The sequence below is a fragment of the Microcystis sp. M015S2 genome, assembly GCF_020245945.1.
Taxonomy (GTDB): Bacteria; Cyanobacteriota; Cyanobacteriia; order Cyanobacteriales; family Microcystaceae; genus Microcystis.
This window is the reverse complement of the sequence record NZ_JADBTX010000104.1, coordinates 1-21,533: the sequence shown is the minus strand read 5'-3', so window position 1 is coordinate 21,533 and position 21,533 is coordinate 1. Positions and strand designations below refer to the sequence as shown.

Below are 21,533 nucleotides of genomic sequence, written 5' to 3'. Positions count from 1 at the left end.
GGTTAACAATTTGTAATATTCCTTGTTGACACCCTTACTGACAAAGAAAAAACTGAAATCAAGTCAGGATAAGGGTTGGAGTGCTTACTGCAAAAATTGTTAAGAAAGATCCCTATAAGGGATAGCTTAATAAGGGGGGCATCTGAAAGTTTTTAATACCCACCTAATTATTCAGCAAACCATATCTAAGCGGGAAAAATCAGCTTTCTGTAGTCTATGATACTGTTTTTGGGATTGAGATCGTCTAAGGTCAAGGAGATTGCTTCTAGGGTTCCGATTTAAACTTCTTTAAATGTCAGGTCCGAGAGGAGCAAGCTAGTCTTAAATGAGCGGATCAAACATTTTTTCCGTCTAAGCTGGCTACACGGCGGGATAAAAGCCCGGGAGACTTTAAGGATAACTGTTTTGAGGCAGTGTCTTTGAAGACTCCCGGGTTATTGTATTTTGAGGTAAAATGATGTCCGAGGAATCTACTTTTCAACCCCCGCATTTAACCGAAGCTGAACAGGCCCTAGAAAAAGAACGCCATTTGCCCCTAACCGGTTGGCAACAGGAAGTTTCTCAGGGGTTAACCTACGGTTTAGAGGCGGCCGATAGTATTCGCGATCGCAGTATTCCCACCTTTTCCAGGGGTGAGTTACCCCACTATGCGGGAATTAACACCTTTATGAAGGCCCCCTATTTGGAAGATGTGCGGAATGTGGGCAATTATGACGTGGCAATCGTCGGTGTTCCCCATGATTCGGGGACAACTTACCGACCAGGAACTCGTTTTGGTCCCCAGGGAATTCGGCGGATTTCGGCCCTTTATACGCCCTACAATTTTGAATTAGGGGTAGATCTGCGCGAACAAATTACTCTCTGTGATCTGGGGGATATTTTCACCATTCCTGCTAATAATGAAAAGTCCTTCGATCAAATCTCGAAGGGGGTTGCCCATGTCTTTAGTTCCGGCGCCTTGCCGATTATTTTAGGGGGTGATCATTCCATTGGTTTTCCGACAGTGCGGGGTATTTGTCGGCATTTAGGGGATAAAAAAGTCGGTATTATTCACTTTGATCGCCATGTGGATACTCAGGAAACGGATTTAGATGAACGGATGCACACTTGCCCCTGGTTTCATGCCACCAATATGAAAAATGCTCCCGCTAAAAATCTCGTCCAATTAGGGATTGGTGGTTGGCAAGTTCCCCGTCAAGGTGTTAAAGTTTGCCGCGAGCGGGCCACTAATATTTTGACCGTCACCGACATTGTAGAACGAGGCATTGATGCTGCCGCCGAATTTGCCTTAGAACGAGCTTTAGATGGCACGGATTGCGTTTGGATTAGTTTTGATATTGATTGCATTGATGCCGGTTTTGTCCCCGGTACGGGTTGGCCAGAACCTGGCGGTTTATTACCCCGTGAAGCCTTAGCTTTATTAGGTAAAATTATTCAAAAAGCTCCCATTTGTGGTATGGAAGTGGTGGAAGTTTCCCCTCCCTACGATATTAGTGATATGACCTCTTTGATGGCTACCCGTGTTATTTGTGATGCGATGGCCCATCTGGTTATTTCAGGTCAATTACCGCGTAAAGAAAAGCCCTATTATATTCATCCTGAAGCCAATCTGGCCGTTGACGAACCCTGGCAGTAATTTCCTATGCACGAAACTGATATGACCAAGGCGTTAATTATGACAGTTCGAGATTGGTATGATAGCCAACCTGAAAAGCTCAAAATTGAAAAAATTCATCTCATGGTTGGTGAATTTACCTGTGTCGAACCGGTCAGTTTACAATTTGCCTTTGAAGTTCAAACTGCTAATACTTTTCTGGCTGGCGTGGAATTAGCGATTAAAAATATTCCCCTAATTGCTTATTGTCATTGCTGTCAAAAGGATTATCACCCCCAAATTGGCCAGCAATATTCCTGCCCAACTTGTCGATCACCGATGGAGGATATTCGTTCAGGTCGAGAGTTAAAAATTGACCACATTGAATATTCTTTAGATTTTTAAACAAAGTTGGGCGATCGCTTCTACAAGTTCGATGATCAATTATTCATTCTCAACTAAAATGCACCAAACTTTTGACGCAGCCCTAGAAATTAATCTACTTCATGCCAATCAAGCAGGAGCCGATCACAACCGGGAACATTTTGACGAGTGGGGCATTACCTGTTTAAACCTGATGAGTAGTCCTGGTGCGGGTAAAACTGTATTATTGGAAAAAACCCTCGCAGCCTTAAAAGATCAATTAAAAATGGCTGTTATTGAAGGCGATATGACTACAGAACTAGATGCAGAGCGCCTGAGACAATATGGAGTTCCCGTGATTGCCATTAATACGGGTCGCTCCTGTCACTTAGATTCCAAAATGGTAGCCGGGGGAATTCATCGTTTCAAAGAAGATTATAACCCCAAAGAGTTTGATTTATTGTTGGTGGAAAATGTGGGAAATTTAGTTTGTCCCGCCGAATTTGAGGTAGGGGAACACGCTAAAGTTGCTCTATTAAGTATTACTGAAGGAGAAGATAAACCCCTCAAATATCCAATTATGTTTCAAGAAGCGGATTGTCTGATTATTACCAAATTAGATTTGGCTCCTTATTTAGAGATTGATTTAAAACGTTTAGAAGCAAATGTTCGTTCTATGAATCCCGATGTAAAGATTATCGCTCTTTCTGCTCAAACAGGAGAAGGTTTAGAAGAGTGGTTAAATTGGCTAAAAAGCCAAGTCAATAGGACTAGGTTCTTGAATTGTTAATCAGTAACAGTTTTTGAGATTTATTTCTGTTTTACTAGCTGTCATCTCTCAAGGCTATTACCTATGAAACGGCGCAATTTTTTCTCCTTACTTCTCGTTTTTTTTAGTAGCTTACTCCTGACCGTTAGTTGTAATCAAGCTCCTCAGCAAACCCCCAATGCAAGTAGTTCTCTAAGTAATACTGCCCCCATTGTCATTGGTTATAGTAATTGGGCCGGTTGGTGGCCCTGGGCGATCGCTGAAGAAGAGGGATTATTTGCTAAAAATGGGGCTAATATTCAAATGAAATGGTTTGATGGTTATCTTGAATCCTTGCAAGCTTTAGCCGCCGGACAATTAGATGGAAATAGTCAAACTCTTAACGATACCATTGCTTTTGCAGGAGATGCAGTGAATGGTCAAGTTGCTGTTTTAGTCAATGATAACTCGTCAGGAAATGACAAAGTTATTGTCACAGAAGAGATTAAAACGATTAAGGATTTAAAAGGGAAAAAAGTTGCTGTTGAAGAAGGCGTTGTCGGTGATTTTCTCCTCAGTTTAGCCCTAGAAAAAGAAGGAATGAGCCGTAAAGATGTGCAAATTGTCCCCATGGAAACAGGGGCGGCGGCAGCCGCTTTTGCATCGGGAAAAGTGGATGCAGTCGCTGCTTTTCCACCCTTTTGGTCAACCGCCCTTAAACGAAAAGGTTCTAAAGAATTAATTAGTTCTAAAGCTTTTCCCGGTGCTATTCCTGATTTATTAGTTGTCAGTGCCAAATTAATCAAAGAAAAACCAGAACAGGTTCAGGCTCTTGTCAAAACCTGGTTTGATGTTCGAGAGTTTATGGCTAAAAATCCCCAAAAAGCCGATGAGATTATGGCCAAGCGTGCCGGCATTAGCCCAGAAGAATTGGCCTTATATAAAGAGGGAACGAAGTTTTTCACCTTAGAAGAAAACCTAGAAGCTTTTAGTCCGGGGAAAACCATGAAAAATATGCCCTTTGCCGCTCAAAAAATGGCTGATTTTATGATGGAAGTTGGCTTTATTAAAAAAGTCCCCGATCTAACAACCATTTTAGAGCCCAAATTTGTCAAGTCGTTGGCAAATCAAGACAAAAAATCCTAATTAGTCCCTCGATCATTGACTTCAAGAATTGTTTGATAACTGGGTGATATTGGCTATCAAAATTATTCTTTTCTTTGGCAAATCCCATGACCACAACACCTAAAACGCTTCCTCAAAGCACTTTTTGGCGGATTACCGAGGATATTCCCGAATCCCTCAAATGGACTTTAATGGTTTCCTCTATTATTGTCCCGCTTATTTTCTGGTTACTAATCTCTAGTTTTGCGGGCATTGAATCCGTATTTTTGCCTTCTCCTTTAGCCGTTATTCAGGCCTTAGGAAAATTGGCAGAACAGGGCTTTTTAATTCAAGATACTATTACCAGTTTTTTACGAGTAGTTGGGGGCTTTTTTTTGGGAGGATTGTTTGCTATTCCCCTGGGGATTTTAATGGGAACTTTTCCGAGTATTCGTAGTTTAATGGAACCGATCATTGGCGTTGTACGTTATATGCCCGCTCCTGCTTTTATTCCCCTATTGGTTATTTATTTGGGTATTGGAGAAACATCAAAAATTATGCTGATTTTTATCGGGACAATTTTCTTTAATACCCTGATGATTATGGATGCAGTTAAGTTCATTCCCCGTGAATTGATCGAAGTAACTTATACCCTTGGAGGAACTCGAAAACAGGTTTTATTTAAAGTGATTACTCCCTATATTATTCCTAATATTATCGATACTTTTCGTGTTAATATGGCAGCCGCCTGGAATTTGGTAGTGGTGGCGGAATTGGTTGCGGCCGATAATGGATTAGGCAAACGGATTTTATTAGCTCAGAAATTTCTGAGAACCGATGAAATTTTTGCCTGTTTAATTGTCCTGGGAATTATTGGCTTTGCCCTAGATTTAAGTTTTCGTTTGCTTTTGCATTGGACTTGTAAATGGTCAATTACTCGTTGATTTAAAAACTCAAGCACAGAGTTTATTCTGTCACCAGTAAAGTTATTTTAATGATAAGAGAAGAACCTTAATGCACTTAGAAATTACTCAACTCAATAAAATTTTCATCACTAAACGAGGTGCTGTGGTCGCTCTGAAAGATATTAATTTACACGTTGAAAGTGCTGAATTTGTCTGTGCGGTCGGGGCCTCTGGTTCGGGAAAATCAACTTTGTTGCGAATGATTGCGGGTTTAGAGCTGCCCACTTCCGGCAAAATTACCGTTGATGGTGTTGAAGTGACAGGGCCAGGAGCCGATCGCGGCATGGTTTTTCAAAATTATACACTCTATCCCTGGATGACGATCCAAAAAAATGTTGAATTTGGCTTAAAACTACAGGGATTATCGACAAAAGAATGCTGGGAAGTGGCCTGTTATTATCTGGATATTGTCGGTTTAACCCAATTCGCTAATGCTTACCCTAGAGAACTATCGGGTGGGATGAAACAACGGGTGGCGATCGCACGCTCTCTTGCCTGTCATCCCAAAGTTTTATTAATGGACGAACCTTTTGCCGCTTTAGATGTACAAACCAAAGAAAGAATGCACGAATATTTAATTGAAATTTGGCAAAAAATTAGGTGTAGTATTTTAATGATTACCCATGATGTGGATGAAGCGGTTTTTTTGGCTCAACGTATTTATGTTTTGAGTGCTAGGCCGGGGACTATACAACGGGAATTAACAATTAATTTACCCGTAGATCGTAATTATAAAATTAAACGACAAGCTCAGTTTTATGACTATACGGATGAAATTTACGGCCTGCTACGGGGTGAGAAATCCTAGAAAAAACTAGGGATCATCAAGAGTAGTCCCTGGTTGAAAACGAGTTAGAGCAGCAAAAATCATCCTTTAGAGATACTTTCCGTTATCTAGCATCGCCAAACTAAAAGCGATCGCTAGTTGCTGCCGCAAACCCTAGATAAATGATGGAACAGTTGTTCAACCATTAAGATTTAGTGATAATCCCGGGCAAGTGTGATCTAAAGTACAGCTTTTTTTGGGAAAGTTTCTCCATCGGTGCTGCCTTGGGTCGCCAATATGATAGAATGTCACTAAATTGATACAAAACTTTACTTCAAGGTGAATCTATGCCGTTTACGATCGAATCAGCGCGGAGCATTTTCCCCAACACGCTATCAGCGGATGTGGTTCCTGCCACGATTGCGCGTTTCAATCAGCTGAATACCGAAGATCAACTAGCCTTGATTTGGTTTGCCTATCTAGAAATGGGCAAAACCATCACCGTTGCCGCCCCCGGCGCTGCTAGTATGGTCTTTGCCGAAAAAACCATGAATGAAATTCGGCAGATGTCACCCCTGCAACAGTCGCAGGTGATGTGCGACTTAGCCAACCATGCTGACACCCCGATTTGTCGTACCTACGGCACTTGGTCTGCTAATATCAAACTGGGATTCTGGTATCAATTAGGACAATGGATGGAAGATGGCAGTGTTGCCCCAATTCCCAAGGGTTATGAACTATCTGCTAATGCTAGTGCCGTTTTAGACGGGATTAAAAAATTAGAGTCGGGACAACAAATCACCGTTCTGCGGAATTGTGTGGTCGATATGGGCTACGATCCCAAGAAACTGGGCGATTATAACCGTATTTCCGAACCCGTGGTTCCTCCCCAAAATATTGCCGAACGGACCAAAGTTAGCATTGAAGGCGTTACCAATGCCACCGTCCTCAACTATATGGACAACCTCAACGCTAACGACTTTGATGTATTAATTGAATTATTCACCCCTGACGGCGCTCTGCAACCACCTTTCCAACGTCCCGTCGTCGGTAAAGAGGCAGTATATCGCTTTTTCCGGGAAGAATGCCAAAATTTGAAATTAATCCCCGAACGCGGTGTAGTAGAACCCGCCGATGACGGTTTTACTCAGATTAAAGTGACGGGAAAAGTACAAACTCCTTGGTTTGGTGCAGGTGTGGGTATGAATATGGCATGGCGCTTCCTCCTAACTCCTGATAATAAAATTTTCTTCGTAGCGATCGATTTATTAGCTTCTCCGAAAGAATTATTAAACTTTGCCCGTGGCTAAATAGCTACTGAGAGAAATCATTAAAAATTCTGATGAAACTTATTAGAGTTCCTTGTCAAGTGAACTCTTTTTTTTATACAATTAAAAGGCTGACTTAAAAAAATTGGGAAATACACTGGTTTCTTCTCTGATCTAGGTAAGAATAACTAAACAATCATTCTTAACAGATGTCGGCGAAAAGAGTCATGGTAGTTCAAAAACCCAAAATTATCATCCCTAAAACTAAAATCATGCCTATGAGTGAAATAATTTGGTCAGATACCGAACAAGAAATTGCTCAAACTGCTTTCCAAAAAGCCTATCAGCGAGAAACTAGCACTTTAATAGAACATATTAAAGAACAGTCTGGTCAGATCACGGTTTTAGATGATATCTGGCAAATGCACGATTATCTAAGCGCCCGACGACATCAGATTGATGGTAAATATGACTATCGCTATACTTCCCTAATTTTTGTCTTTGCTCAACTGTTAAAGGAAGGATGGTTAAAGCTAGAGGATCTCAACGGTTTGGAAAAAGATAAACTAGCGAAAATCGCCGCCCTGTCGCGAATGTAAATTAATGATTAGCATTAAGCCATCAGCTTTTTGCTTCTAGTTGGGTGACTAGAAAATTCATCTCTAGATAATCCACACCGTCTTAAGTTTTTCCTAAGCGGCAACCAATTCCGCTAGAATGAGTCAATCATCCCGATCGCTTTTCGCTTGTTTTGCACCTTTGGTTTATGTTCAAAAATCTTTTACTTCCCCTAGGAATATCTATCTTTCTCGGTGTTTGTCAATCTTTGTCAGCCGCCGAATCAGCTATCATCAAATACCACATCTTCCAAGGGTCCGTATCGGTATCAGAATTAAAGCAATTGAGCGAAACAGGCGAATTAGCCCCCGCTTTAGCGTCACAATTAAAGATGGCTAACCAAAAACCCGAAGAATTCCGCAAAATCCTTAATCGTCGGGTAGCGGTGGATGCCGTCTTTCTTTCCAAATTTCTTAATAGTTTTTTTGGCGAAAATTTGCTAGATTATGCCGCCGAAATTGTCCACACCCCCAATCGAGCCGCTAGTCGGCAAGCTTTACGGGGTGCTTTAGTCACTTCTGCTCTTAACGATAACGAGATTCAAATCATCGAAGTCCTTGCCAATTATCCCACCAGCGAGGTTCATGTGGAGGGCAATCGTCTGCTGGATTTAATCAACCAAATTGAATCAGTATTGAAAAAAATGCCCCGTTTACCTTTCTGATACCAAATCCGCCTTTCAGGTTTTCATGAATTGCGCTGTAAATTGAATAAATTAGGATAATCTGGTAGGAATAATGACCACTTCTTTGTCTCAAAGGAAAACAGTTAGCGGCAAACCTTTTTTAAAGTGGGCGGGAGGCAAAACTCAACTGGTTCCCAATATTCTATCTTCGATTAATTCCCAGATTTCTCAAGATTGTCAGTTTAACTACATTGAACCTTTTGTCGGAGGTGGGGCAGTTTTATTCTCAGTCTTAAATAATTTTTCTTCTGTCCAAAAAGTCATTATTAATGACATCAATCCTGATTTAATCAGGGCTTATAATGTTATTAAAAATAATGTCAAAGAATTAATAGTCAAGCTTAAAAAAATTCAGCAGGATTTTTATGAACTTAAAAATCTAGAGGAACAACAAAAGTTTTTTGGGGATAAAAGAATAGAATTTAATTCTCGCAGCTGCGATGACGATCTAGAAAAAACAGTTTTGTTATTATTTCTCAATAAAACTTGTTTTAATGGACTTTATAGAGTCAATAGCAAAGGAATCTTTAATGTCCCTTTTGGAAAATATGTCAAACCATTGATCTGCAATGAAGAAAACTTATTAGCTGTCAACCATCATTTACAAAAAGTAACGATCCTACAAGGAGATTTTGTCCAAACCCTAAATTATGCCAATAACAAGACTTTATTTTATTTTGATCCTCCCTATAAACCGATTAAAAAAACATCAGCTTTTACCTCTTATACTAAAGAAGATTTTAACGATGAGGAGCAAATAAGATTAAAACAATTTATCGATCGAGTCGATCGGGCAGGTTATAAATTTATTTTAAGTAATTCCGACCTTAAAAACTTTGACTCTGACAATCATTTTTTTGATGATTTATATAAAGATTATAATATTCAAAGGGTAAAAGCCAGACGAAATATTAATTCCCAGGGCAATAATAGGGGAGAAATCTGGGAATTACTGATCAATAATTAACAAAAATCAAGTCTAACAGAAAAGACGAAATGAATAAAAATATTTCTTCAAGAGATCGAGGGTGGCAAGACTATTAATATACTTGATCATGAGTTCCAATATCGATTAAATTGATTTCTTCTTGCAAGGTTTCTTGATTTTGCTCAAAGCAAAAGACAATACGACAATCATATTCAACCGAACAAGCCCAAGCTCCTGATAATTTTCCTTTAAGTTTATGAGTGCGTAATATAGGATTATAGGGATCCTCAGCAAGTAATCTTAATTTAGCCTCAATTTTGCTTTTTAAATCGGGTCGGCTTTTAATGATTACCTTAAAAGCTCGTTTAAAGGATGAGCTTAGAATTAATTTAGTCATTGTTTAATTCTGCGATAATATCATCAATGTTTCCGCGAAAGACTTTCCCTTGTTGGTAGTCTTGACGCGCTTGATGGATATTCTTGGCGATTTCTTCTCGTCTTTTTTCAATTTGTCTATGTCGAATAATACTGATTAAATCATCTTGTTCATCACAGGAAAGATTGTCAATCATTTCTAAAATTTGATGAAATTGAATAGTTTGTGACATTGTGGCTTTTCCTTTTTCAAATTAAAGAATAAATTTATTATCAGTACCTAAGCAAAATTAATTACACAGAGCTAACTACCTCTTGCATGAGTGCCTATTTTTTAAGCTTTCCTTGGCTTCTTCAATGGTTTCTCCTTGACCATTTGCACCTGGGATTTCAGGACAAATCGCCCAGTATCCCCCTTCTGTTGCCGCTTCAATGATAGCAGTAAACTCCCCTTTCATGATAGTCTCCTTCGATAATATATTAGATATAGCACCCATGCAAAAGTGAAGTGCAACCCCCTGGATTGACAGAGGTAAGCCCCTAGAGATAGTCTGAAGTTTCTGACAAGAGAAAGACTATCCGAGCGCCTATATCCATCTTAAGCCAAAAATTTGCTTTGACCACAGTGCCTATCTCGCCAATGGCAATTAATTTGGCACGACTACGTTTACCCTTCTGAGTATGAATTTTATCTGCAATCATCCCTCGATCGAGCATTGCTTAAAACAACAATTAATTAATATTTTTCCAGAAAACAACCATAAATTAACTTTCTATCGTTGCTCAAAAACTGATATTATCCTCTATCGTTCACCTCTGTTTTATTATTTTACGTCCGCTCAATTTCAAACCATATTTAACCATTTAATCGTCCTTTTTCCGCAAATTCAGCTTAAAGAAGGATGGCTAGAATTATTATTAGATCAGCAATTTTTGTCCTTTTGGTTACTAAAACTAAACGATTTAATCGATAAGTTTTTCTGGGATCAGCTTCCTCTCCATCCCAGAGGAGAATTTTTCTTTTTATTTCAATACACTCACGCTCGCTATTCTAGTTTGTTACAACTGCTCAATCGGGAAAAAATTAGATTAACCGAGTCTGAACCGTTATCGTGGCATCATCCCGCCGAAATAGCCTTAATCCTGCAAATTTTAACCGTTTGCGATTGTTGGGAAGGCCAGAAACTCTATCCCCTAACCGCGAATTTTTGCGAAGCGATGCTCAATTTTGAGCGTAACTGTCGCATTATCGGAGAATCCGCCCCAATTCAGCGATCGAGATTAATCCTGATTAGCGTCAGTCAAAAACTACTTAACCGTCTTCTCCGTCAAAAATGGCAACTGCTGCCAATGACGGAACTATAAAAATATCAACTTTTATGAATTTAGTGGACAAAACCATCAGCCTATGATAGATTTTAATTAGTGTGAGGAGCGAACCAGAATAGAGAGCCGAGACGAAACATGGACAGTCGCCGGCTCTCTTTCTGTTGTTCAGGAATTATCTTTTTCTTGGCGATATTTAATAAAAGTGGGCAAATCAACCCGAAAAGAGGAATATTTCGGGGAAGGGGAGATGATAGGTGCGGGCCAATCCCTATCTTTCTTATTTAAGGATTCTACTGGCTCAATTGTCTCTAATTCCGCTAAAAACTCATCGATGGGAGCCACTTCATCCCTTTCTTGATTCTCTGTCTGAGACCAAGGCTCGATTGCGGCTGCCTTGGCGACAATGGCTAAATCCGGGGGAGAATTGCGATCGCTACCGCGCTGGAAATACTGGGCCAAGGCCGCTTTATACTGGAGGGTGTAGCGTTGCTGACGTTGAAGACGGGTGCGTAATTCCTGCAATTGCTGGTCATAGTTGCACAGTTTTTGGCTTTTTTCCTGATAACTTTCCTGAATTAAGGCACATTCTCGCTCTAAACGGGCTAATTGTTGACGCGTGCGGGTCAATTCTGCGGTCAAATTGGCAATAATCATCGGTTGCCGTTGTTCTGCTTGACGATACTGTTCGATTTCTCCTAAAGCTCGCTGTAATTGTTGCTTTTCGTATTGCAGTTCCTCGTTTTGCTGCTGGATTAGGGTATCGCAACTTTGCCAGCGACGATGTTGCTCGGCTAACTGCGATCGCAGTTCCCCGAGAGCTTGCTCCCGTCGCCAGATCTCCGCTTGTAATTCTTGATTTTGTTGACGTAAATGAGAGGATAGAGCCGGCCAATCTGTCTCATCTGTTGATTGACTCTCATGCTCGACAATTTCAGCAGTAATGACAGTATCCGCATGGGTGAGATGATCGAGGTACAGGTCGGAATTATCGTTCATAAAAGCCAAAGGATGAGGAAACCTAGAAGTTTAGAGACGTTAAAAGCCTTCTATCGTTCCAAAAAAAAATGGGAACCGCATTGTTAGAGACTGCCGCGCGGTTCCACTGCCGATCCTTGAGAGGAGAACACTATAAATAACTATAAGCTTATTAGGAATTTTTGTCAATACTTAATGAGAAAAATTTTCATTAAGTTGGGAGAGAGGGGAATCGACTAATTCGTAGATAGGGTTGGCTGAATAAATCTCAAAACCTTGTTGGGTAAGACTTTTAGACTTTTTTGACATCAAAAAGTGCCAGCCATAAAACCCCACACCCCACACCCCACACCCTACCCCCACGAAAAACTTTTTGCCGCAAACCCTAGATATCTATTGATACAAGCATCGGTCGAGCGGGTTAGCGGCTCGATGTGCTTCAATAATTCTATAGTTTTTATTTTCCTTGTCGTATCATGCCACGTCCCCCGAAGAAAACCCCTAGCACCCCTGAACCCCCCGAAGAGCCAATTAAAGCCACTCCTCCCCTACAACCTCTACAAATTATTAAAAAGGGTTCTAGGGCCGCAGTACCCCCCAAACCCCCGGAAACCCCTTCAGAAATCATCGAGGAAAAACCAGCCGCAGAAACGGTAAAATCAGTCAGTAGCGAGATAAAATCTCCTTTCCGTCCCCGTTTCGATTCGGCTCCTCCATTCCGAAAACCAATTCCCAAAGCAGAAATTCCCGTCATCGAAAAAGCGACGGGAGCCAATGGCGAAGTATTTAATCTGACCGATTCTGTCCTGATTACCGAACCTTTCGGTACTCGTATTGCCGCTATTATCGATAGTTTTTATGCCGATGCTCAAGGCGAAATCTGGGCCCGACTCAAACCAGTGGAAGTTAATCCCGATTGTCGCTGGGAACTGGCCTGTATTCGCTCTCAGGGTTTGGTAAAGGCCGAGTAAGACAGTTATCAGTTATCAGTTATCAGATTTGAGTTTTAAGTGTGCAGTATTAACAAGTAATTGATAGCGTTTCCCAAGCTAGTGAAGTACAGCTATTTTTCTTCCCTTTTGCCTTTTGCCTAAAATCCATAAGTTTTGTACCTCAGAAGACTGAAAAATGCTATATTTTTCATGATAATCTGTTTTTATCTGATATCATGTTGAACAAAATTCACTCTCTAAATTTGGGTTTAAATTATGATAACTACACTAATCGAACAAGAAGCAGAACCAATTTTAATTAGTGACTTAACTTGGAGAGAATTTAAAGCTGTTGAACAGCTAATCGATCGCCCGGGGTTAAGGTTATCTTTTTTAGATGGAGTTTTGGAGATTAGAAAAATGCCAGGGAAAAAACACGAAACTATCAAAAAACGTATTGCTTCCTTAGTAGAAATTTATTTAGAATTTTTGGGATTAGATTTTACTCCTACTGGTTCTGTCACCTTAGAAAATGAATTTGAAAAGGTTAAAAGAGAAGGTGATGAATCTTATGAATTGGGAGCAAATAGAAAACATCCTGATTTAGTGATTGAGGTGGTTGTTAGTAGTGGAGGAATTAATAAACTAGAAGCATACAAACGGTTACAAATTCCCGAAGTTTGGTTTTGGATGAATGATGAGTTATTGTTTTATAGTTTAGGAAATGAGAGATATGAAGCTGTTAGTAAATCGCAACTTTTACTGAGTTTAGATGTAGGTTTATTGCTGCGTTGTATTAATACAGAAAATCATGCTCAAGCACTGCGGGAATTTAGAGCAGGGATAAAAATTATTGAATTAACATAACAATATACAATGTTGATTTTTTAAGATTTTTTTATCACCATAACTCCAATTTATGAAAGCGATCGCCGTTGGGTAGTAAGCGATCGCTGTCTTCTTCAATTTCATTAATACTCAAATTCAAGAGCCGACTAATTATTACTCGTATTGCTCGAAGAATTGTTTTTACACAAAAAAGTTACTAACTGAAATTGAACCGACTCCAGGAAGATTTCCTTGATAACCCGTGATATTGATCATCAGATCATCAAAAGGAGAAAATGAAGAATCATTGTCATTAACAATTAAATAAGTTCCACTAATACCTGGAGTTGATACTTGAACAATGGCAGCACTGTTGCTTCCTAACGCTTGATTTCCAATCGTGCGTCCATTAGCATCCCCAAAAACGTTGTTTGCAACAATACTTAAAGTGGATGCAGTACTATCTGATGCACGAGTAAAAACAGAAGGTGCAGATCTTTCCAAGCCAGCCTTTGTTAAAAGATCAATTTTATCTCCTCCAATTTTAAAATCAGTAATGCGATCAGGAGCTAAAGCCGATGATTGTCCAAACTGAAATACAAAGGTATCATTACCTTCTAACCCAGTTAGCGTGTCTGCCCCCGCATTACCATTGATATAATCCGCTTTCTGAGTACCTTGTATTACATCACTACCAAATCCCCCAATAAAGTCATTGTTCTCAATCGTAGCAATTGCGGTAGAAGTTGTAATTGAAGCCCCATTAGTAGGGTAAATAAGTTGAACAGCAAACTGCTCATTTGTCTCCTGTTGGATATCATCACGAGTTTTTATAAAAATCGTTTTTGACGATTCTCCTGGCTGAAACGTAATGAAACCTTCCGTGGATTCGATATCAGAAAAATTTGCTGGATTGCTACCTACGCCATTAACTTGATAATTAACTGTATGGGTGAAATTTAATCCACCAGATCGTCGTACTATAAAAGACATGACTCCACCTTCTGTTACTATCGAGTTACTCGGTTGGATGATTGATAGCTTAGATAGACTAGTTGAGATCTCAATTGTATATTTAGTGTCTTGGTTAAATGTTAGAAAACCGTCACCCATTATCTCCAGTACATAGGAGCCTTTTTGTGCGGGAAAGTTGGTGACAGTTATTCCTGGGCTTAAAAACCCTGGTGGACTCCTCCAGATAGTGCTGCTATCGATTCGTCCGTCTAAATTTTTGTCCAAACCAAAAGCTGCGCTTAATAAGCCCACTGAAGCTTTAACACTTATTGTCATTGATAAATCTGATGGAAGTGAGAATGAAAAAAAATCATAACCTCCAATCGGTACTGTATCTGATAGTGTTAAGTCAGATGTCAGAGTTCCGAAATTACGTGTTGCCATCGCTTAATACCTCTTTTATTTTATTTAGGGTTTGGGTAAAGAGAGAGTGGAAATTACCACTCTCTCTTTAAGTTTCAAATTAGTTAGTCTCTCCCAATTTCAAGGTTTGTTAAAACGATCGCCTGCATTAGCAGTATTTTGAGAGGGCAATGGTGGTATGTACACCCCTAATACAGCTTTTGCAACACCTAATGGTGTTACTTTTAATGGTGTTGCTTTAGGATTCGTTCCAGGATTGTTCGAATTATGAGTAGTCATTGTTGCTCCTTGATTGAATAATTAAGAATGCCGTTTGGTGCTTGTGAAGTCGAGAGAATGGAGAATAACCACTCCCTCTTTAAGTTTCAAATTGGTTTACTGAGTTTAGGGTTTGGATTTGTTGCTTGGTGGCTGCGGTGGTGGTGGCGGTGGTGTCAAGACTTTTTCCGCAGCTTTAGCAGCAATGGCACCCACAACCGGGGGGATGAGCCATACTAAGGGAAAAGGCATAATTTTTCCTCCAGGTAGGAATTGTTTCTTTTTCTACGACCACGTTAACAAGTCTGTTATTTAATCACAAGGAAAAAATGGACACAAATCAAATCTTGTCCTGTCCTGTCCTTCCACCCAGATGATAGAGAATGATGACACAGCTAGTCTCTCTGCTATATAGCGGTGTGCAGTCGTATGAAGTACAGTGTCACGAGCTATAAACCATGCTAGGCAAAGCTTGGTCTGTATCTCACTCAAGCGCTTACCGCTATAGTATAAAAATGTAGCTATACAGCAGGTAGCGTCTCAGTCTGACCTCCAACCGGGAAAACCATCCATTGCGTTATTGGTCTGCTATCTCATAGGGAGATCGCAACCGCTGTAACTGATTGAAAAATCCCTAAATAGCTATCAACAAAGTCATTGTTACTTAACAAAATTTTTGATTGTGTTATTCAAAAAAAAGGACTTAGCTATGCCTAAAATAAAATTGCCTGAAGCAGATTTGATAAGACTGAGACATTTTCTGGGGGGTCTCAAGGATGAAAATGATAAAAAAATAACTCAAGATGATATGGCAAAAGCTCTGCATTATGGCGACAAAAAAACTATCTACCGCCATGTTTTTGACCGCAACAGTCAAGAAGTAAACAGTGATACTGTTGAACTGATTTGCAAGTGCTTTAATGTAGATCTTGCTAAGGGGGTTGATCTGGACTTGTGGAATCAACTGAAAAGTAATGTTAATACTCCAAATTTGGCAGTAAAAATTAGTTACCCTCCTGAATTCAAACCTTTAATTGAGTCTCGTACTAAGCGATTTGTGGGACGAGAATATGTAACTCAAGCCTTTCACGAATTTCGGAAAAATAACGATTGCGGTTACTTTACGATATTGGGGGAACCGGGTACAGGGAAAAGTGCGATCGCCGCTAACTATGTTATAAACAATCAGGCGATCTGTTATTTTCATATTGCTAGTCAAGGAAATAATACTCCTGAGAAGTTTTTAAACAGTATTCGAGAGCAACTTATTCAGCGTTACAAATTATCTAACGTCAATAGTGCTAATTTAGCCACCTTAGTCAACTTAGCTACAGAGAGGTTATCATCCAGTGAATCTTTAGTGATTGTGGTGGATGCTTTAGATGAAGTCATACAAGAGGTTGGGGCAGAGAATATTTTATTTTTACCAAGAAACTTACCCCAAAATGTCTATTTCTTCTTAACCAGAAGGCATTATCGAACGGATAGAGAAAGAAGGCTTTTTACAGAAGTAGATACCCCTCAACATGAATTGGATTTACGTCAAATGAAGGATATTTCTCAAAATGATATTAAAGAATGTATTGGGTTATTCCTGAATGACGACCCTAAGTTACAAGTATGGTTAAATCGTAATTCCTATACACAAGATGATTTTATCAAGAAGGTATCTGAAAGGGTTGTTGATAACTTTATGTATTTAGTTTGTTTAATGGACGCACTCACCAGAGAGCAATATACTAATTTTAATTTAGATGATTTACCTACAACTCTCAAAGATTATTATCACTTGCATTGGGAAAGAATGGGAATGAATCGTCCAGAAAACATTCATAAAAAGAAAATTTTATACTTGCTCAAGGAAGTTAAACAAAATAAAGGGAATATTTATGATGAATTTATTGTGGAGATACTGAACATTGACATTGATATTTTAGATCAAGTAATAACAGACTGGTATCAATATTTGCGAGAGGAGGAAAATGAGGATTTAATTTATTATGATTTTTATCATCAAAGTTTTTTTGAATATTTAACTCAAAAAAAAGAATTAAATACTGAGCAGAAAATTTTTCGGGAAGTCAATGAAGCCCTAAATCGTCACTGGGAACAAAATGATCCTGATGAATACCAGTATAATTAGCACTTAATGAACTTGTAAACGACATTTCCCATCTAAAAATGGATAAAAAAGAACGACAATTATATTTGGCGACAGTTCCTAGTAGTGCCTGCGAGTCTGGGAATCTCAAGCGTTACTATGGATGTTTAACCTGTTATCCTTTTATTTCTGATAAATTAAATCATCCGAGTTTTGATGTTCAAGATGTCATAAATGACTATGATTATATTCATCAATCTGATTTACGAAACCATCCTGATTATGATGCAGAAAGAACAGAAGCCTTAAAGCTAATTCAAGAAACGTTTAGGTTATCTGCCCATATTTTAAGGGAGCATCCTGACCAGTTAATTTCTCAGTTCTTAGGTAGGTTATCCTATCCATCTTTGTTAGAAAATTCTCATATTCAATCTTTTCTAGAGCAGGCAAAAGCGAAGATAGTTCCACCTGCTTTAATTCCTTATTTGGGAAGTTTACAGCCACCGGGTACTGGTTTAATTCGGACTCTTGTTGGTCATAACGGATTTGTTAATGCAGTAGCTATAACGCCAGATGGAACAAAAATTGTTTCTGCTGGTTGGGATGGTATGGTCAAAGTTTGGGATATAGAGACGGGGCAAGAATTACTCACGCTGATCCATAATCAGTGCTTAGTAAACACAGTGGCGATAAGCCCAGACGGAACAAAAATTGTTTCTGGTGGTAGCGATTGTACGGTAAAGGTCTGGGATTGCGAGACAGGGCAAGATTTGTATACTTTCACTGGTCATATCAGTGAAGTAAACGCAGTAGCGATAAGCCCTGATGGAACAAAAATTGTTTCTGGTGGTAGCGATTGTATGGTAAAGGTCTGGGATATAAAAACCAGACAAAATTTATTTTCTTTTATTAGTCATTTTGGTGATGTCACTGGAGTAGCGATAAGCCCTGATGGAACAAAAATTGTTTCTATTGGTCGTGATTGGATAGCTGATAGTACTTCTTCTTTGTCTATTACTCCTATTATCTATAACGGTAAAGTAAGAATCTGGGATGGCAACACGGGAAAAAAATTGTACTCTTTTACAGGTCATAGCGATAGTGTAGGGGGAGTAGCTATAAGCCGAGATGGAACAAAAATTGTTGCTGGTAGCAATGCAAAAGTAAAGGTTTGGGAGATAAAGAGCGGCAAAGAATTGTATACTTTTACGGGCCATAATGGTAATGTCTCTGGAGTAGCGATAAGCCCAGATGGAACAAAAATTTTTTCTGCTAGCGATGATTGTACAGTAAAGGTTTGGGATAGCAAAACAGGGCAAGAATTATACACTTTCACTGGTGATAGTCGTGAAGTAACCGGAGTAACGATAACACCAGATGGAACAAAATTTGTTTCTGCCAGTCGTGATCGTAGAGTGAAAATTTGGAATATTGATATAAAGAAAAAATCACACTCCGTCCTTACTGGTCATAGTAGTCAAGTAAATAGACTAGCAATAACATCAGATGGAACAAAAATTGTTTCTGCTAGCGATGATTGTACAATAAAGGTTTGGGATAGTAAAATGGGCCAAGAATTGTACACTTTCACTGGTCATATCCGTGGAGTAAATACACTAGCAATAACACCAGATGGAAGAAAAGTGGTATCCAGTAGTTATAATGATTCGACAATCAAAATCTGGGATATAGATACAGGACGAGAATTTCATACCATTACTCAGGATGTGATATACAGATTACTGATAACATTAGATGGAACGAAAATTGTTTGTAGTGGTTATAATGATTCGACAATCAAAATCTGGGATATAGATACAGCAGAAGAATTATTTGCTTTTAGTGTCTCTAGTCATTTGTTGAGTGAGATAACACCCGATGGAAAAAAACTTGTTTCTGCTGGCAATCCTGTTGATAACCTTTATGGAGGTGGTGATGATTCGACGATAAAGGTTTGGGATATACAGACAGGACGACAGTTACGCTCTCATACACTTAATAGTAATAAAGTAATGGGAATAGCCATTACTTCGGATGGAACAAAAATTGTTTCTATTAGTGATGATTCGACGGTAAAGGTTTGGGATATGGAGACAGGAGTAGAGTTACGCTCCCTCATCGGTTGTAGTAGTACATTAGGGGGATTACCCATAATAGCCATAACACCCGATAAAAGAAAAATTGTTTTTAATAGCTATGATTTATATAACACAATAAAAGTCCAGGATATAAATACGGGGAAATATCTGATTACCCTTCCTAATGAGAGTAAGATTACCGCAATCGTAATTTCTCCTGATGGGAAAAAAGTTATTGCGGGAGATGAAGCAGGTCGGTTACATTTTTTAGAATTAATTGTTTAATCTCTAGTGCGAGCTAGGGAAGAGTTATTTGCGTTCAACCTGTTTAACCCGAAATAGATTTAGGATTTTGGCGATCGCCTCTAGCTCTTGAAAAAGAGGATAATTCCGTGAGTAATAATAGAGTAGAGAGTTTATTTGAATAGACATAGACGAAAGACCTGAAAATTGTCTAAATCGAGATATCTAGCTGACATCGTGACTGTGAATTTCTCCACAGTCAATACTAAAAATTTATTTAGAATCATATAGGACTTACGCAAGATGTGACTGAAAACCTTATTCTTGCGTAGGGGTAATTCATGAATTACCCCTACTTTCGTTCCCTTTTGCGTAAGTCCTGTCATACTGTTTGACATAGAGTAACACATAAGTTACTATAGCAGTATGTCTATTATCAAAGTTTAAGAATATCTTAAAGAAGATGGTTCAAGTCCTTACCAAGAATGGTTTAATAGCTTGGATACCCAAGCAGCTGCGAAGGTAACAGTTGCTAAGTCTCGTTTGGAATTAGGCAATACATCAAATGTTAAATGGTTTGATGGAATTGGTGAATATAAAATTGATTGGGGTCCTGGATATCGGATTTATCTAGCTCAAGATGGTAAACAGCTTATAGTTTTATTTGGTGGGGGAACAAAGAAAAATCAGCAATCTGATATTAATCGTGCTAAAGAATTATACCAAGAGTACAAAAGACGAAAAAAAGAAATTAGCAAAGAGCAAGCAACTGACAACGATAATAGAGATAAGAGGTAGTTATTATGGCACTAACTAGAGACTTTAAAGAAACCGTTAATGCACGAGTACAACGAGATTCTGAGTTTGCGATCGCTTTACTTGATGAAGCTATTTCTCTTTTCCTGAATGGTGAACCAGAAACAGCAAGACTGATTTTGAGAGATATTGTCAATGCAACAGTAGGTTTTGAACAGTTAGCAATTGAAACTTCTAAACCTAGTAAAAGTTTACATCGGATGTTATCAGCAAAGGGTAATCCAACGATGGATAATTTGACGGCTATTTTCAATGTTTTGCGGAAAAAACTGAATGTTGATATTAATGTGAAAACGACGGTTATTTACCATTAAAATTCCATTATCTTGAATAAAATAGCGATGGTGCGGAGCGAACTGACAAGTCAGCGCTTGCGCTATCGCATTTCCTCACATTGACAAAAAAAGACAATTCCTACGGAGTGCTTCGCTATTAAACCAGCGAGTCATAGGATTTTATGATTCACTGGAAATTTTGATTGTAGATGATTTTGGGGTTAAGGTGTTGGAATAGATTAACATTTACGCCAGAATCACAGTAATTCTATATTGATTTTCCGTCATCACAACTTCAGTTGATAACCTTTCTTCCATTGGTAAGGCATTTTTCCGCCTATCAAAGATAAATAACCAACCAAAATCTAAACCCAAACCTCCTAAATAAGATTCTAATTGTTCAATTCCATCAGCTTGGGGATCGCGTTTTTTATCTCTCCACACCTTCAATTCAATCCCTAAAATTACATTTTTATACTGCAAACATAAATCCATTCTATCGCTACCAATTGCATATTCCCTTTCTAAAACTCCCCCACCATTAACCACACGATGTAAAAAAGCCATTAATACTATATGTGGGGCGATTTCATGGTAAGCAGCACTACTTAATAAAGGTTCGACCTGTTGTCGCCAAAATTTGAGAAATGCTGTTAATAAACCATCTATATTTAACTTACCTTCTGTTGTTAACCAACTAGGACTAATTAAAGGTAAACTGTCCTGAGTTCCTTGGACTAAAACGCGGGGAATTAATTCACGATATATGGGGTTAGAAATAACTAATCCCCCCATCGGATCACGTCTTAATAATCCTAAATCTATTAAATATTGGCGATCATCTGCTAGGGTATCGGGTAAGGTTTGCCCTGCTAAAATCGGTTCAATAATATTTTTAACTCGTTTT

22 protein-coding genes, 2 pseudogenes and 1 riboswitch are annotated in these 21,533 nt (G+C 38.9%); of the genes and pseudogenes, 17 read left to right on the top strand and 7 right to left on the bottom strand.

Annotated elements, in window-relative coordinates; translation table 11 throughout:
• Positions 1 to 254: 254 nt before the first annotated feature.
• Positions 255 to 389: riboswitch (guanidine-I (ykkC/yxkD leader) on the top strand.
• A 68-nt stretch (positions 390 to 457) separates the two neighbouring features.
• The 10 genes from IM473_RS18105 to IM473_RS18060 all read left to right on the top strand — a co-directional run bounded on the left by IM473_RS18105 (position 458) and on the right by IM473_RS18060 (position 9,078).
• Positions 458 to 1,636: an agmatinase family protein gene (locus IM473_RS18105; RefSeq protein WP_043995923.1), complete on the top strand. Its 1,179-nt coding sequence runs from the start codon at positions 458 to 460 to the stop codon at positions 1,634 to 1,636.
• Between the two features lie 6 nt (positions 1,637 to 1,642).
• Positions 1,643 to 1,999 carry a hydrogenase maturation nickel metallochaperone HypA gene (gene hypA / locus IM473_RS18100; protein WP_287659270.1) on the top strand — a complete coding sequence of 119 codons (357 nt, stop codon included), beginning with the start codon at positions 1,643 to 1,645 and terminating at the stop codon, positions 1,997 to 1,999.
• Between the two features lie 58 nt (positions 2,000 to 2,057).
• Positions 2,058 to 2,747 (top strand): hydrogenase nickel incorporation protein HypB, encoded by a 690-nt coding sequence (gene hypB / locus IM473_RS18095; RefSeq protein ID WP_149985308.1) that lies wholly within the window; start codon positions 2,058 to 2,060, stop codon positions 2,745 to 2,747.
• Between the two features lie 63 nt (positions 2,748 to 2,810).
• Positions 2,811 to 3,851, top strand: a complete 1,041-nt coding sequence (locus tag IM473_RS18090) for an ABC transporter substrate-binding protein (protein WP_287659269.1) — start codon at positions 2,811 to 2,813, stop codon at positions 3,849 to 3,851.
• Between the two features lie 86 nt (positions 3,852 to 3,937).
• Complete coding sequence (locus tag IM473_RS18085) at positions 3,938 to 4,753, top strand: ABC transporter permease (protein ID WP_287659268.1); 816 nt, start codon at positions 3,938 to 3,940, stop codon at positions 4,751 to 4,753.
• 70 nt (positions 4,754 to 4,823) lie between these two features.
• Positions 4,824 to 5,582: an ABC transporter ATP-binding protein gene (locus tag IM473_RS18080; RefSeq protein WP_287659267.1), complete on the top strand. Its 759-nt coding sequence runs from the start codon at positions 4,824 to 4,826 to the stop codon at positions 5,580 to 5,582.
• A gap of 305 nt (positions 5,583 to 5,887) precedes the next feature.
• Positions 5,888 to 6,850, top strand: coding sequence for an orange carotenoid-binding protein (locus IM473_RS18075; protein WP_002777584.1), 963 nt, complete (start codon positions 5,888 to 5,890; stop codon positions 6,848 to 6,850).
• A gap of 230 nt (positions 6,851 to 7,080) precedes the next feature.
• On the top strand, positions 7,081 to 7,407 hold the full coding sequence (frp, locus tag IM473_RS18070; protein WP_002746320.1) for a fluorescence recovery protein: 327 nt from the start codon (positions 7,081 to 7,083) through the stop codon (positions 7,405 to 7,407).
• Between the two features lie 167 nt (positions 7,408 to 7,574).
• Positions 7,575 to 8,090, top strand: a complete 516-nt coding sequence (locus tag IM473_RS18065; RefSeq protein WP_287659266.1) for an alpha/beta hydrolase — start codon at positions 7,575 to 7,577, stop codon at positions 8,088 to 8,090.
• A 73-nt stretch (positions 8,091 to 8,163) separates the two neighbouring features.
• Positions 8,164 to 9,078: a DNA adenine methylase gene (locus tag IM473_RS18060; protein WP_287659265.1), complete on the top strand. Its 915-nt coding sequence runs from the start codon at positions 8,164 to 8,166 to the stop codon at positions 9,076 to 9,078.
• A gap of 73 nt (positions 9,079 to 9,151) precedes the next feature.
• Here the strand turns inward: IM473_RS18060 and IM473_RS18055 are convergent, their stop codons facing one another.
• Together IM473_RS18055 and IM473_RS18050 are read right to left on the bottom strand one after the other, a co-directional pair.
• A complete protein-coding gene (locus IM473_RS18055) occupies positions 9,152 to 9,436 on the bottom strand; it encodes a type II toxin-antitoxin system RelE/ParE family toxin (RefSeq protein ID WP_046662515.1) in 285 nt (94 codons plus the stop codon).
• Positions 9,429 to 9,647, bottom strand: a complete 219-nt coding sequence (locus IM473_RS18050; RefSeq protein ID WP_002798317.1) for a hypothetical protein — start codon at positions 9,645 to 9,647, stop codon at positions 9,429 to 9,431. The genes IM473_RS18055 and IM473_RS18050 overlap by 8 nt, the downstream gene beginning before the upstream one ends.
• A gap of 448 nt (positions 9,648 to 10,095) precedes the next feature.
• Between IM473_RS18050 and IM473_RS18045 the strand changes: the two genes are divergently transcribed.
• The gene (locus IM473_RS18045) at positions 10,096 to 10,779 is read left to right on the top strand and encodes a DALR anticodon-binding domain-containing protein (protein WP_287659264.1); all 684 of its coding nucleotides are present in this window, start codon (positions 10,096 to 10,098) and stop codon (positions 10,777 to 10,779) included.
• Between the two features lie 129 nt (positions 10,780 to 10,908).
• Here the strand turns inward: IM473_RS18045 and IM473_RS18040 are convergent, their stop codons facing one another.
• Positions 10,909 to 11,739: a hypothetical protein gene (locus tag IM473_RS18040; protein WP_287659263.1), complete on the bottom strand. Its 831-nt coding sequence runs from the start codon at positions 11,737 to 11,739 to the stop codon at positions 10,909 to 10,911.
• A 455-nt stretch (positions 11,740 to 12,194) separates the two neighbouring features.
• On the opposite strand from IM473_RS18040, the gene IM473_RS18035 reads away from it, so the two are divergent.
• Together IM473_RS18035 and IM473_RS18030 are read left to right on the top strand one after the other, a co-directional pair.
• Complete coding sequence (locus tag IM473_RS18035) at positions 12,195 to 12,689, top strand: hypothetical protein (RefSeq protein WP_287659262.1); 495 nt, start codon at positions 12,195 to 12,197, stop codon at positions 12,687 to 12,689.
• A gap of 237 nt (positions 12,690 to 12,926) precedes the next feature.
• Complete coding sequence (locus tag IM473_RS18030) at positions 12,927 to 13,517, top strand: Uma2 family endonuclease (RefSeq protein ID WP_287659261.1); 591 nt, start codon at positions 12,927 to 12,929, stop codon at positions 13,515 to 13,517.
• A gap of 162 nt (positions 13,518 to 13,679) precedes the next feature.
• Here IM473_RS18030 and IM473_RS18025 read toward each other — a convergent pair whose 3' ends face one another.
• From IM473_RS18025 to IM473_RS18015, 3 genes are all read right to left on the bottom strand, one after another.
• A complete protein-coding gene (locus tag IM473_RS18025; protein ID WP_287659260.1) occupies positions 13,680 to 14,876 on the bottom strand; it encodes a bluetail domain-containing putative surface protein in 1,197 nt (398 codons plus the stop codon).
• 99 nt (positions 14,877 to 14,975) lie between these two features.
• Positions 14,976 to 15,134 (bottom strand): hypothetical protein, encoded by a 159-nt coding sequence (locus tag IM473_RS18020; protein ID WP_287659258.1) that lies wholly within the window; start codon positions 15,132 to 15,134, stop codon positions 14,976 to 14,978.
• 105 nt (positions 15,135 to 15,239) lie between these two features.
• Complete coding sequence (locus tag IM473_RS18015) at positions 15,240 to 15,365, bottom strand: hypothetical protein (protein ID WP_287659256.1); 126 nt, start codon at positions 15,363 to 15,365, stop codon at positions 15,240 to 15,242.
• 457 nt (positions 15,366 to 15,822) lie between these two features.
• On the opposite strand from IM473_RS18015, the gene IM473_RS18010 reads away from it, so the two are divergent.
• The 4 genes and pseudogenes from IM473_RS18010 to IM473_RS17995 all read left to right on the top strand — a co-directional run bounded on the left by IM473_RS18010 (position 15,823) and on the right by IM473_RS17995 (position 20,665).
• Positions 15,823 to 17,256, top strand: a complete 1,434-nt coding sequence (locus IM473_RS18010; RefSeq protein ID WP_287659255.1) for a P-loop domain-containing protein — start codon at positions 15,823 to 15,825, stop codon at positions 17,254 to 17,256.
• Positions 17,257 to 17,294: 38 nt separating this feature from the next.
• Complete coding sequence (locus IM473_RS18005; RefSeq protein ID WP_287659253.1) at positions 17,295 to 19,577, top strand: WD40 repeat domain-containing protein; 2,283 nt, start codon at positions 17,295 to 17,297, stop codon at positions 19,575 to 19,577.
• Between the two features lie 432 nt (positions 19,578 to 20,009).
• A pseudogene (locus IM473_RS18000) lies at positions 20,010 to 20,333 on the top strand (type II toxin-antitoxin system RelE/ParE family toxin); the annotation flags it as partial.
• Positions 20,334 to 20,338: 5 nt separating this feature from the next.
• The gene (locus IM473_RS17995; protein ID WP_002754998.1) at positions 20,339 to 20,665 is read left to right on the top strand and encodes a helix-turn-helix domain-containing transcriptional regulator; all 327 of its coding nucleotides are present in this window, start codon (positions 20,339 to 20,341) and stop codon (positions 20,663 to 20,665) included.
• A 207-nt stretch (positions 20,666 to 20,872) separates the two neighbouring features.
• Here the strand turns inward: IM473_RS17995 and IM473_RS17990 are convergent.
• A pseudogene (locus IM473_RS17990) lies at positions 20,873 to 21,533 on the bottom strand (ATP-binding protein); the annotation flags it as partial.

Bases quoted from the DNA above. Each gene is read 5' to 3' on its own strand.
- IM473_RS18105 (WP_043995923.1), top strand. From the start codon at position 458: ATGTCCGAGGAATCTACTTTTCAACCCCCGCATTTAACCGAAGCTGAA.
- hypA (WP_287659270.1), top strand. From the start codon at position 1,643: ATGCACGAAACTGATATGACCAAGGCGTTAATTATGACAGTTCGAGAT.
- hypB (WP_149985308.1), top strand. From the start codon at position 2,058: ATGCACCAAACTTTTGACGCAGCCCTAGAAATTAATCTACTTCATGCC.
- IM473_RS18090 (WP_287659269.1), top strand. From the start codon at position 2,811: ATGAAACGGCGCAATTTTTTCTCCTTACTTCTCGTTTTTTTTAGTAGC.
- IM473_RS18085 (WP_287659268.1), top strand. From the start codon at position 3,938: ATGACCACAACACCTAAAACGCTTCCTCAAAGCACTTTTTGGCGGATT.
- IM473_RS18080 (WP_287659267.1), top strand. From the start codon at position 4,824: ATGCACTTAGAAATTACTCAACTCAATAAAATTTTCATCACTAAACGA.
- IM473_RS18075 (WP_002777584.1), top strand. From the start codon at position 5,888: ATGCCGTTTACGATCGAATCAGCGCGGAGCATTTTCCCCAACACGCTA.
- frp (WP_002746320.1), top strand. From the start codon at position 7,081: ATGCCTATGAGTGAAATAATTTGGTCAGATACCGAACAAGAAATTGCT.
- IM473_RS18065 (WP_287659266.1), top strand. From the start codon at position 7,575: ATGTTCAAAAATCTTTTACTTCCCCTAGGAATATCTATCTTTCTCGGT.
- IM473_RS18060 (WP_287659265.1), top strand. From the start codon at position 8,164: ATGACCACTTCTTTGTCTCAAAGGAAAACAGTTAGCGGCAAACCTTTT.
- IM473_RS18055 (WP_046662515.1), bottom strand. From the start codon at position 9,436: ATGACTAAATTAATTCTAAGCTCATCCTTTAAACGAGCTTTTAAGGTA.
- IM473_RS18050 (WP_002798317.1), bottom strand. From the start codon at position 9,647: ATGTCACAAACTATTCAATTTCATCAAATTTTAGAAATGATTGACAAT.
- IM473_RS18045 (WP_287659264.1), top strand. From the start codon at position 10,096: ATGAATTTTATCTGCAATCATCCCTCGATCGAGCATTGCTTAAAACAA.
- IM473_RS18040 (WP_287659263.1), bottom strand. From the start codon at position 11,739: ATGAACGATAATTCCGACCTGTACCTCGATCATCTCACCCATGCGGAT.
- IM473_RS18035 (WP_287659262.1), top strand. From the start codon at position 12,195: ATGCCACGTCCCCCGAAGAAAACCCCTAGCACCCCTGAACCCCCCGAA.
- IM473_RS18030 (WP_287659261.1), top strand. From the start codon at position 12,927: ATGATAACTACACTAATCGAACAAGAAGCAGAACCAATTTTAATTAGT.
- IM473_RS18025 (WP_287659260.1), bottom strand. From the start codon at position 14,876: ATGGCAACACGTAATTTCGGAACTCTGACATCTGACTTAACACTATCA.
- IM473_RS18020 (WP_287659258.1), bottom strand. From the start codon at position 15,134: ATGACTACTCATAATTCGAACAATCCTGGAACGAATCCTAAAGCAACA.
- IM473_RS18015 (WP_287659256.1), bottom strand. From the start codon at position 15,365: ATGCCTTTTCCCTTAGTATGGCTCATCCCCCCGGTTGTGGGTGCCATT.
- IM473_RS18010 (WP_287659255.1), top strand. From the start codon at position 15,823: ATGCCTAAAATAAAATTGCCTGAAGCAGATTTGATAAGACTGAGACAT.
- IM473_RS18005 (WP_287659253.1), top strand. From the start codon at position 17,295: ATGGATAAAAAAGAACGACAATTATATTTGGCGACAGTTCCTAGTAGT.
- IM473_RS17995 (WP_002754998.1), top strand. From the start codon at position 20,339: ATGGCACTAACTAGAGACTTTAAAGAAACCGTTAATGCACGAGTACAA.